The sequence below is a fragment of the Flavimobilis soli genome (assembly GCF_002564025.1).
Classification (GTDB): domain Bacteria; phylum Actinomycetota; class Actinomycetes; order Actinomycetales; family Cellulomonadaceae; genus Flavimobilis; species Flavimobilis soli.
The window spans coordinates 344,416-355,077 of the sequence record NZ_PDJH01000001.1 but is presented as its reverse complement, the minus strand read 5'-3'; the positions used below and the strand labels follow the sequence as shown (position 1 = coordinate 355,077).

12 protein-coding genes are annotated in these 10,662 nt (G+C 71.5%); 11 read left to right on the top strand and 1 reads right to left on the bottom strand.

All coding sequences use genetic code 11. The features are described from left to right. The first annotated feature begins 140 nt into the window (after positions 1-140). The 6 genes from ATL41_RS01650 to ATL41_RS01625 all read left to right on the top strand — a co-directional run bounded on the left by ATL41_RS01650 (position 141) and on the right by ATL41_RS01625 (position 5,287). Positions 141-692 (top strand): shikimate kinase, encoded by a 552-nt coding sequence (locus tag ATL41_RS01650; protein ID WP_245854548.1) that lies wholly within the window; start codon positions 141-143, stop codon positions 690-692. Beyond that, positions 689-1,816, top strand: coding sequence for a 3-dehydroquinate synthase (gene aroB, locus ATL41_RS01645; protein ID WP_098456911.1), 1,128 nt, complete (start codon positions 689-691; stop codon positions 1,814-1,816). Before ATL41_RS01650 ends, aroB begins: the two co-directional genes overlap by 4 nt. A 19-nt stretch (positions 1,817-1,835) precedes the next feature. Further along, positions 1,836-2,270 carry a type II 3-dehydroquinate dehydratase gene (locus ATL41_RS01640; protein WP_098456910.1) on the top strand — a complete coding sequence of 145 codons (435 nt, stop codon included), beginning with the start codon at positions 1,836-1,838 and terminating at the stop codon, positions 2,268-2,270. A gap of 146 nt (positions 2,271-2,416) precedes the next feature. After that, positions 2,417-2,980 (top strand): elongation factor P, encoded by a 564-nt coding sequence (gene efp / locus ATL41_RS01635; RefSeq protein WP_098456909.1) that lies wholly within the window; start codon positions 2,417-2,419, stop codon positions 2,978-2,980. Between the two features lies 1 nt (position 2,981). Next, positions 2,982-3,398 carry a transcription antitermination factor NusB gene (nusB, locus tag ATL41_RS01630; protein WP_098456908.1) on the top strand — a complete coding sequence of 139 codons (417 nt, stop codon included), beginning with the start codon at positions 2,982-2,984 and terminating at the stop codon, positions 3,396-3,398. Positions 3,399-3,532: 134 nt separating this feature from the next. Beyond that, positions 3,533-5,287, top strand: a complete 1,755-nt coding sequence (locus tag ATL41_RS01625; protein WP_098456907.1) for an AMP-binding protein — start codon at positions 3,533-3,535, stop codon at positions 5,285-5,287. A 33-nt stretch (positions 5,288-5,320) separates the two neighbouring features. Here ATL41_RS01625 and nrdI read toward each other — a convergent pair whose 3' ends face one another. After that, positions 5,321-5,737: a class Ib ribonucleoside-diphosphate reductase assembly flavoprotein NrdI gene (gene nrdI / locus ATL41_RS01620; RefSeq protein ID WP_281253849.1), complete on the bottom strand. Its 417-nt coding sequence runs from the start codon at positions 5,735-5,737 to the stop codon at positions 5,321-5,323. 189 nt (positions 5,738-5,926) lie between these two features. Here nrdI and pyrR point away from each other — a divergent pair, with 189 nt between their 5' ends. Genes pyrR through carA form a run of 5 tightly spaced genes read left to right on the top strand, consistent with a single transcriptional unit; the run spans position 5,927 to position 10,659 of the window. Further along, complete coding sequence (pyrR, locus tag ATL41_RS01615; RefSeq protein WP_098456906.1) at positions 5,927-6,514, top strand: bifunctional pyr operon transcriptional regulator/uracil phosphoribosyltransferase PyrR; 588 nt, start codon at positions 5,927-5,929, stop codon at positions 6,512-6,514. Next, the gene (locus ATL41_RS01610; protein ID WP_098458861.1) at positions 6,511-7,500 is read left to right on the top strand and encodes an aspartate carbamoyltransferase catalytic subunit; all 990 of its coding nucleotides are present in this window, start codon (positions 6,511-6,513) and stop codon (positions 7,498-7,500) included. The genes pyrR and ATL41_RS01610 overlap by 4 nt, the downstream gene beginning before the upstream one ends. After that, a complete protein-coding gene (locus ATL41_RS01605) occupies positions 7,500-8,864 on the top strand; it encodes a dihydroorotase (protein ID WP_098456905.1) in 1,365 nt (454 codons plus the stop codon). Before ATL41_RS01610 ends, ATL41_RS01605 begins: the two co-directional genes overlap by 1 nt. After that, positions 8,861-9,409, top strand: a complete 549-nt coding sequence (locus ATL41_RS01600) for a PH-like domain-containing protein (RefSeq protein ID WP_098456904.1) — start codon at positions 8,861-8,863, stop codon at positions 9,407-9,409. The genes ATL41_RS01605 and ATL41_RS01600 overlap by 4 nt, the downstream gene beginning before the upstream one ends. Beyond that, positions 9,406-10,659, top strand: a complete 1,254-nt coding sequence (carA, locus tag ATL41_RS01595) for a glutamine-hydrolyzing carbamoyl-phosphate synthase small subunit (RefSeq protein WP_098456903.1) — start codon at positions 9,406-9,408, stop codon at positions 10,657-10,659. The genes ATL41_RS01600 and carA overlap by 4 nt, the downstream gene beginning before the upstream one ends. Positions 10,660-10,662: the final 3 nt, after the last annotated feature.

Sequence of the window (10,662 nt, the reverse complement as noted above, 5' to 3'; positions counted from 1 at the left end):
CGTGTCGGCATGTCATCGGCGTGTTTTCCCTCATGCTTGAGCGGCACCTGCCGATAGAAGACGACCCGCGCCCCTCGTCTCTGTCGGACCAGTCCGTGGTCACGCGTCCGTCCGCGCAGGCCCGTCGCTATCCTTGGGGCGTGCCTGAAGCCTTCCGCCCTCGCGTCATCCTGTCCGGTCCACCTGGTTCGGGGAAGACCACCGTCGCCGCGGAGATCGGCGCCGCGACGGGCTGGCAGGTCCGTGACACGGACGCCGACGTCGAGACGCTCGCAGGCAAGTCCGTCACCGACATCTTCGTCGAGGACGGCGAGGACGCGTTCCGCGCCCTCGAGCGTCGCGCGGTGGCGACGGCGCTCGAGGAGCACGACGGCGTCCTCGCGCTCGGAGGTGGCGCTGTCCTCGACGAGGGCACGCAGGCGCTGCTCGCGCAGTACGTGGCCGACGGCGGCACGGTCGTCTTCCTCGACGTGTCCCTCGCGCACGCGGCGCCGCGCGTGGGCTTCAACACGGCGCGCCCGCTGCTCGCGGCCAACCCGCGTGCGCAGTGGCAGGCGCTCATGACCGCGCGTCGACCCGTGTACGAGAAGGTCGGTTCGTTGCACGTGCTCACCGACGACCTCGAGCCCGCCGCGGTCGCGGCACAGATCCTCGCCGCGCTCGACGCGGCCCAGCCTGGAGGTACCCGATGAGTGCAGCGCCCGTCCGCGTCACGGTGAAGGGCGACGCCCCGTACGACGTCGTGATCGGTCGGCACCTGCTCGGCGAGCTCCCCGACATGCTGGGCAAGTCCGTGCGCAAGGTGCTCGTTCTGCACCCGTCGGCGCTCGCGACGACGGCCGACGCCATCCGCGAGGACCTGGTCGAGCAGGGCTACGAGGCGATTCAGGCCGAGGTGCCGGACGCCGAGGAGTCGAAGACCGCGCAGGTCGCTGCGTTCTGCTGGCAGGTCCTCGGCCAGGCGGACTTCACGCGCTCGGACGCGATCGTCGCGGTCGGCGGCGGCGCGACGACGGACCTCGGCGGTTTCGTCGCCGCGACGTGGCTGCGCGGCATCCAGGTGGTCCACGTCCCGACCACGATCCTCGCGATGGTGGACGCCGCCGTCGGCGGCAAGACGGGCATCAACACGGCCGAGGGCAAGAACCTCGTGGGCGCGTTCTACCCGCCTGCTGGCGTGCTGTGCGACATCGCCGCCCTCGAGACGCTGCCGCGCTGGGACTTCGTCGCAGGGCTGGGGGAGATCGTGAAGTGCGGTCTCGTCGCGGACGCCCGCGTCCTCGAGCTGATCGAGGCGAACGCGGCAGCCCTGTCGCAGGGCGCGACGTCGGTCGACGAGGAGGTCCTCGTCGAGCTGATCCAGCGGGCTGTGCAGTGGAAGGCCGACGTCGTGGGGGAGGACCTCAAGGAGTCCGGCCTGCGCGAGATCCTCAACTACGGCCACACGTTCGGCCACGCGATCGAGCACGTCGAGCGGTACCAGTGGCGCCACGGCGCGGCCGTGTCGGTCGGCATGGTCTTCGCGGCCGAGCTCGCGCGCCTCGCCGGCAAGCTCTCGGACGAGGACGTCGCGCGGCACCGCAGCGTGCTCTCGTCGCTCGGGCTGCCGCTCACGTACCGCGGCGACCGCTGGGACGCTCTCCTCGGCGCCATGCGCCGCGACAAGAAGACGCGCGGCGACCTGCTCCGCTTCGTGGTGCTCGACTCGCTCGGCCACCCGACGCGCCTCGAGGGCCCGGACCCGACGCTGCTCGCTGCGGCGTACGCCGAGGTCAGCGAGGACGCCCCGGCGGGCGGCCGCCCGGTCTTGTTGTGACGTGCGCTAGGTTCGCCTCATGACGCGCGTGCTCCTGCTCAACGGTCCCAACCTCGGTCGTCTCGGCGTCCGCGAGCCCGAGGTGTACGGCCACCTGACGCTCGCCGACCTCGTCGAGGCGGGGGAGCGCTGGGGTGCGGAGCTCGGGCTCGACGTCGAGGTGCGGCAGACGGACGACGAGTCCGAGATGGTCGGCTGGCTGCACGAGGCAGTCGACACGCGCAGCGACGTCGTGCTCAACCCGGCGGCGTTCACGCACTACTCCTACGCGCTGCGCGACGCCGCGGCCCAGGTGACCGACGTCGGGCTGCGGCTCGTCGAGGTGCACATCTCGAACCCGTACGCACGCGAGGCGTTCCGGCACCTGAGCGTCGTCGGGCCCGTCGCGACCGGGACGATCGCCGGTTTCGGTTTCGACAGCTACCGCCTCGCCCTGCAGGCGCTGGCCGGCTGAACCGGGCCGTCCAGGCATCACCGCTATACTTGAGCGGCTGCTCGCGAAGTCTCGCGCAGCCGCTGTCCTCCGTGAGCCCCGGTGCACGCGGTCAGGACCGGCCTGCCCAGGCCCTGATCTTTGTCAACGCAACAGGAAGTTGAACCGTGGCGACCACGAACGACATCAAGAACGGCACCGTGCTCCGCATCGATGGCCAGCTGTGGACCATCATCGAGTTCCAGCACGTCAAGCCCGGCAAGGGTGGCGCCTTCGTCCGCACCAAGATGAAGAACGTCGTCTCCGGCAAGACCGTCGACAAGACGTTCAACGCGGGGATCAAGATCGAGACCGCGAACGTCGACAAGCGCGACATGCAGTACCTGTACAAGGACGGCGACGACTTCATCTTCATGGACACGTCCACGTACGACCAGATCCCGGTCTCGGCCGCGGTCGTCGGCGACGCGGTCGACTTCATGCTCGAGAACCAGAACGTCCTCGTCGCCTCGAACGACGGCACGCCGCTCTACATCGAGCTCCCCGCGTCCGTCGTCCTCGAGATCACGTACACCGAGCCGGGCCTCCAGGGCGACCGCTCGACCGGCGGCACCAAGCCGGCCACGCTCGAGACCGGCGCCGAGATCCAGGTCCCGCTGTTCCTCGAGACCGGGACGCGCGTCAAGGTCGACACCCGTGACCGTTCGTACCTGGGTCGAGTGACCGACTGACGTGGGAGCCCGCACCAAGGCGCGCAAGCGCGCGCTCGACGTCCTCTTCGAGGCGGAGCAGCGGAACCTCGACCTGCTCGACATGCTCGCCGAGCGCGTCGCGCACCCCGGTGTCGAGTCCGCCCTGCCGCAGTACTCGGTCGAGCTCGTCGAAGGGTATGACGCGCACGCGCGCCACATCGACGAGATCCTCGAGACCTACTCGAACGGCTGGACGCTCGAGCGCATGCCCTCGGTCGACCGGGCGGTCCTCCGCCTTGCTACCTGGGAGCTGCTGTTCAACGACGACGTGCCTGACGCCGTCGCGATCGACGAGGCCGTCGAGCTCGTCTCGGGCCTGTCGACCGACGAGTCGCCGTCCTTCGTGAACGGCCTGCTCGCGCGGATCCTCGAGCTCAAGCCGACCATCCTCGGCTGACACTCACACCGAGAGCCCGCACCCCTCAGGGGTGCGGGCTCTCGTGCATCACGGGCTCGCACGCTGCGACGGTCTGCGTGGGGCCTCCGTCGCCGGCCGCGTAACCTACGCTTCCGTAAGTTAGTCTTGGCGGTATGACTCGGCCTTCGGAGGAGCGTCCCTGGACGCGGTCCTACTCTCCCGGCGTCAGCGCCGACATCACCGTCGCGGACGAGCCGCTCACGGCGGCGCTCGAGCGCGGAGCTCGCAGCTGTCCCGACCGGGTCGCGCTCGACTTCATGGGCCGCCGGACGACGTACCGCGAGCTCGCCGACCACGTAGCGCACGCCGCCGGCGTCCTCACCAAGCTCGGCGTCCGGCCGGGGGACAGGGTCGCGATCGGCCTGCCGAACTGCGCCACCCACGTCGTCGTGTTCTACGCCGTGCTGCGCGTCGGCGGCGTCGTCGTCGAGTGCAACCCCACGTACACGTCCGAGGAGCTAGCGCACCAGGTCGCCGACTCCGGAGCGACCGTCGCAGTGTGCTGGGAGCCGACCGCGGCCCGCCTCGCCGAGCGGCAGAGCGAGACCGAGGTCCACACGATCGTCGGAGTCGACCTCTCGCGCGACCTGCCCGCCGGCAAGCGCTTCGCACTCAACCTCCCCGTCGCGAAGGCCCGCGCCCTGCGCGAGGCCCTGCGTGCCGACATCCCCGCGAGCGTCGTGCGGTGGGAGCGCCTCCTCAAGAAGGCGACGCGGTTGCCCGCGAGCTACCCCGCGCCCGGCTCGAGCGACCTCGCCCTCCTGCAGTACACCGGCGGAACCACCGGCACGCCCAAGGCCGCGATGCTGACGCACGCCAACCTCGTCGCCAACGCGACGCAGGGCCAGGAGTGGACCCAGATGGGCTTCGCCGACGGCGCCACGAGCGGAGTGAGCGACGACGTCGTCTACGGCGTCCTGCCGTTCTTCCACGCTTTCGGCCTCACGCTGTGCCTGTCGTTCGCGATCCGCATCGGCGCGACGCTCGTCCTCTTCCCGAAGTTCGACGTCGCTGCCGTCCTCGCGACGCAGAAGCGCATCCCCGGCACGTTCCTCCCGGCCGTCCCGCCCATGCTCGACCGTCTCGCGAAGGCCGCGGTCGAGCAGGACGTCGACCTCACGACCTTCCGCTACGCCATCTGCGGTGCCATGCCGCTGCCCGGCGAGGTGGCCACGGCGTGGGAGGGGGCCACGGGCGGGTATGCGATCGAGGGCTACGGCATGACCGAGACGTCGCCCGTCGCGCTCGGCAGCCCCTGCTCCGAGGCTCGCCAGCCCGGCACGCTCGGCCTGCCGTTCCCGTCGACCGACATCCGCATCACCGACCAGGAGGACCCGTACCGCCTGGTCGAGCCGGGGGAGCGCGGCGAGCTGCTCATCGCCGGCCCACAGGTGTTCGGCGGCTACTGGAACCGCCCCGAGGAGACCGCCGACACGCTCGTCGAGATCGACGGTCAGCAGTGGATCCGCACCGGTGACGTCGTCGTGATGCAGGAGGACGGGTTTGTCCGGCTCGTCGACCGCATCAAGGAGATGATCATCACCGGCGGTTTCAAGGTGTACCCCTCGCAGGTCGAGGACCACCTGCGGTCGATGCCCGGCATCGAGGACGTCGCGATCGTCGGCCTCCCAGGCGGCGACCTCGGCGAACGCGTCGTCGCCGCGATCGTGCTCGCGAAGGACGCCGCCGCGCACGCGCAGGTCGACCTCGAGTCCGTCCGCGCCTGGTGCGAGGCGAAGCTCGCCCGCTACGCGCTCCCGAAGCAGCTGGAGGTCGTCAAGGAGCTGCCGCGATCGCAGATCGGCAAGGTCCTGCGCCGCGTCGTCCGCGAGGACATCCTGCACCGGGGCGACCGCCAGGCGCGCTGACGCGCAGGCACGGTCCGTCCGTGCTGGACGGAATCAGGAGCGCTCTGCCTCGATCGCGGCATCCAGGTCCGCGAGGATGCGTCGCGCGTCCTCGACGTCCCACTGCGTGCCCTGCAGCTCGAACTCGAACAGCACGGGCCGCCCGGACATGCGCGCGATCTGCCGGCACGCCGCCTGGTAGTGCTCCCCGAAGTTCCGGTTGCCCGAGCCCATCACCCCGACGAGACGCCTCCGCGTCTCCGGGTTCGCGAGAAAGCGCCGCACGGGCTCCGGGATCGTGTCGTTGTCGACGTTGCCCGTCTTGTACGACGGCGTGAGCAGCACCCAGGGTCCCGACGGCACGCTCGTGCGCACCTCGCGCACCGCGAGGTCGTGGACCGGTCGTCCGAGACGCTCGGCGAACAGCCGCACCATGCCGGACGAGCTCGAGTAGTAGTACACGTCGATCACGTCTCGATCTTGCCTCGCCGTGCGCGCACGGCGAGGACCTTGGTCCCACCACGTGACGCTGCGGATCCTCTCGACGCGCGACCGTACGGTGGACACGTCCGACGCACCGCGCACCGCGCGGCGTACAGTTCGGGACTGTCAGACATTCCTTTAAGAGCCGTCCAGTGAGGCGGAGAAGGAGGTCGCCAGATGTCCTCTGGCACACCCATGCCCAGCGACGGGACGACCGTCCTCGGCGCCCCAGAGATCGCCCGCGCACTGACGCGCATCGCCCACGAGATCCTCGAACGGAACAAGGGCGGCGACGACCTCGTCCTCCTGGGGATCCCCACCCGCGGACTCCCGCTCGCCCGGCGGCTCGCGCAGCGCCTGGCCGACGTCGAGCCTGCGCTCGACGCCGACACGCTCGTCGGCGAGCTCGACATCACGATGTACCGCGACGACCTGCACCGGCACCCCACGCGCACGATCGGCACGACCACACTCCCGAGCGACGGCATCGACGACAAGATCGTCGTGCTCGTCGACGACGTCCTGTACTCGGGCCGCACGATCCGCGCGGCGCTCGACGCGATCAAGGACCTCGGACGGCCACGCGCCGTCCAGCTCGCCGCCCTCGTCGACCGCGGCCACCGCGAGCTGCCCATCCGGCCCGACTACGTCGGCAAGAACCTCCCGACGTCGACGAGCGAGCGCGTGCAGGTGCGCCTCGCCGAGATCGACGGCGACGACGCGGTGACCATCTCGCAGCCCGGCGCTCAGGAGGTGGCGTGGTGAAGCACCTCCTGTCCGCCGCCGACCTCGACCGTGCCTCTGCGGTCCACGTCCTCGACACGGCCGCCGAGATGGCCGCGACCCAGGCCCGGGAGATCAAGAAGCTCCCGACGCTGCGCGGCCGCACCGTCGTCAACCTCTTCTTCGAGGACTCGACCCGCACGCGCATCTCCTTCGAGACTGCCGCCAAGCGCCTCTCGGCCGACGTCATCAACTTCTCCGCGAAGGGCTCGAGCGTCTCCAAGGGCGAGTCCCTCAAGGACACGGCGCTCACGCTCCAGGCGATGGGCGCCGACGGCATCGTCGTGCGCCACCACTCCTCGGGCGCGCCGCACCTGCTCGCGACCGCCGGATGGGTCGACGCGAGCGTCGTCAACGCCGGCGACGGCACGCACCAGCACCCGACGCAGGCGCTGCTCGACGCGTTCACGATCCGCCGACACCTCGCCGGCCGCGGCGCGGCAGGCGCGGGCGCCTCGCTCGACGCGCGCTCCGGGGTCGGGCACGACCTGACGGGACTCCACGTCGCCGTCGTCGGCGACGTCCTGCACTCGCGCGTCGCCCGCTCGAACGTCCAGCTGCTCACGACGCTCGGGGCACGCGTCACGCTCGTCGCCCCACCGACGCTGGTCCCCGTGGGGGTCGAGGCGTGGCCGTGCGCCGTCTCGTACGACCTCGACGCCACCCTCGACGAGGCGCCCGACGCGGTGATGATGCTCCGCGTCCAGCGCGAGCGCATGAGCGCGGCCGGCGGAGGCTTCTTCCCGAGCCCGCTCGAGTACTCCCGCCTCTTCGGCCTCGACGCCCGCAGGCTCGCGGCGCTTCCCGGGCACGCGATCGTCATGCACCCCGGCCCCATGAACCGCGGCCTCGAGATCTCCGCCGAGGCGGCGGACTCGGTCCGCTCCGTCATCGTCGAGCAGGTCGCGAACGGCGTCGCGGTCCGCATGGCCGTCCTCTACCTCACGCTCGCCACGAAGGAGTCCTGATGACAGCCACCCGCACCGAGAGCTCGGTCCTCGTCGTCGGCGCCCAGGTCCTCGGCGGTGAGCCGCAGGACGTCCTCGTCCTCGACGGCACGATCACCGACGTCGCCCCCGCAGGCACCCTCACCGCGCCCGACGGCGTCCGTGTCGTCGAGGCTCACGGCCTCGTGCTCCTGCCCGGTCTCGTCGACCTGCACACGCACCTGCGCGAGCCCGGCCGCGAGGACGCCGAGACCGTCCTGACCGGCACACGCGCCGCCGCGCTCGGCGGCTTCACCGCCGTCCACGCGATGGCCAACACCACCCCCGTCGCCGACACGGCCGGCGTCGTCGAGCAGGTGTGGCGGCTCGGCCGCGACGCCGGCTGGGTCGACGTCCACCCCGTCGGCGCCGTCTCGGTCGGCCTCGCCGGCGAGCAGCTCGCCGAGCTGGGCGCGATGGCGTCCTCCGCGGCCCAGGTCCGCGTCTTCTCGGACGACGGCAAGTGCGTCCACGACCCTGTCCTCATGCGCCGCGCGCTCGAGTACGTCAAGGCGTTCGACGGCGTCGTCGCGCAGCACGCGCAGGAGCCGCGTCTCACGGAGGGCGCCCAGATGCACGAGGGCGTGGTCTCCGCGGAGATCGGCCTGCGTGGCTGGCCCGCGGTCGCCGAGGAGGCGATCATCGCTCGTGACATCCTCCTCGCCGAGCACGTCGGGTCCCGCCTGCACGTGTGCCACCTGTCCACCGCGGGCTCCGTCGAGCTCGTCCGCCGGGCCAAGGCTCGCGGCCTGCGCGTGACCGCCGAGGTCACGCCCCACCACCTGATCCTCACGGACGAGAACGCCCGCGGCTACGACCCGCTCTTCAAGGTCAACCCGCCGCTGCGGACCGAGGCCGACGTCGAGGCCGTCCGTGCCGGCCTCGAGGACGGGACGATCGACATCGTCGCGACCGACCACGCCCCGCACGCCCGCGAGGACAAGGACTGCGAGTGGGACGCCGCGGCGTTCGGCATGACGGGCCTCGAGACCGCGCTCTCGGTCGTCCAGGCCACGATGGTCGACACCGGTCGCATGACCTGGGCCGACGTCGCACGCGTCATGTCGACCAACCCGGCACGAATCGGCCGGATCGACGAGGGCGAGCTGCCGCAGGGGCGGCCCGTCGCACCGGGAGAGCCCGGCAACCTCGTCCTCCTCGACCCGAGCGCCCGCACCGTCGTCGACCCGCGCCAGCAGGGCACGACGAGCGACAACAGCCCGTTCCGCGGCACCGAGCTCCCGGGCCGCGTCGTCGCGACCTTCCTGCGCGGCCGCGCGACCGTGCTCGACGGCGCCGCCGTCGCGCCGGCCGGGTCGCCCGCCCCGCGGGAGGACGTCCGATGAACATCCCGGTCCCCGTCTCCGTGACGGTGCTCGCCCTCTTCGTCGTCCTCGTGCTGTGGGCCATGGTCCGCAGCTGGCGACGCCGCGGCGATCGCACGACCGCCGTCGTCCCCGCGCTCTTCGACGCGCCCGAGGAGCTCGGCACCGAGATCCTCGGACCCGTGGACGTGCTCTACGTCACGACGACCGTCTCACGCAGCTGGCTCGAGCGGATCGGCGCGCACGGCCTCGGCGTGCGCAGCCGCGGCACCGCGCAGGTCGGTTCCGCGGGTCTGCGCGTGCTGCGCGACGGCGCGAACGACCTCTTCGTCCCCGCCGACCGGGTGCGCGGGACCGTCCGATCCTCGGGCATGGTCGGCAAGTTCGTCGGTGACCAGTCCATCGTGGTGGTCACCTGGCAGCCCGGCGCCGACCCCGACGTCCTGGTCGACACGGGCCTCCGCCCCGTGCACGAGCAGGACCGCGACCGCCTCCAGGCTGCGATCAGCTCGCTGAGCAGCAACCCCACCGAAGACTCGACCATCGAGCCGAAGGAGCAGAAGTGACCCAGGTCCTCGACGCCGCCCCCCTCGCCGCCGACGCAGCCGTGCTCGTCCTCGAGGACGGTCGCACGTTCGTCGGCCGCGCCTACGGCGCGGTCGGTACGGCCCTCGGCGAGATCGTCTTCAACACCGGCATGACCGGCTACCAGGAGACGCTCACCGACCCCTCCTACCACCGGCAGATCGTCGTCATGACGGCGCCCCACATCGGCAACACGGGCGTCAACACCGAGGATCCCGAGTCGACCCGCATCTGGGTCGCCGGCTTCGTCGTGCGCGACGCCGCGCGTCGCTCCTCGAGCTGGCGCTCGGAGAACGACCTCGCCGAGGAGCTCGCCGAGCAGGGCATCGTCTCGATCAGCGACGTCGACACCCGCGCCCTCACGCGTCACCTGCGCGAGCGCGGTGTCATGCGCGGCGGGATCTTCTCCGGTGACGCGCTGCTCGACGGCCGCCACCCGCGCCGCGTCGAGGATCTCGTCGCCGAGGTGCAGGCCGCGCCCTCGATGAAGGGCGCCGACCTCGCGGCCGAGGTCTCGACCGACGTCGCGTACGTCGTCGAGCCGTCCGGCGAGTTCGCCGGTCGTGCGCCGCTCAAGACCGTCGTGGCACTCGACCTCGGCATCAAGTCCATGACGCCGCAGCGCCTCTCGGAGCGAGGCATCCGCGTCCACGTGCTGCCCGCGACGTCGACGATCGACGACGTGCTCGCCCTGCAGCCCGACGGCGTGTTCTTCTCCAACGGCCCGGGCGACCCGTCCGCCGCCGAGCACCCGGTCGCGCTCCTGCGCGAGGTCCTCGACCGCGGCCTGCCGTACTTCGGCATCTGCTTCGGCAACCAGCTGCTCGGCCGCGCGCTCGGCTTCGGCACGTACAAGCTCCGCTACGGCCACCGCGGCATCAACCAGCCGGTCATGGACCTGAGCACGCGCAAGGTGGAGATCACCTCGCAGAACCACGGCTTCGCCGTCGACGCTCCGCTCCACGAGGTCGCCACCGCGCCGCACGACGGCGGCCGCTACGGCCGCGTCGTCGTCTCCCACGTCGGCCTGAACGACGACGTCGTCGAGGGGCTCGAGTGCCTCGACATCCCCGCGTTCTCCGTCCAGTACCACCCCGAGGCTGCCGCGGGACCCCACGACGCCGCGTACCTCTTCGACCGCTTCCTCGACCTGATGACCTCCGGCGCCCGGAGCGCGAGCGGCCTCTCGGCCGCGACCGCCGGCAAGACCGCCGCTGACAAGGAGAACTGAGCC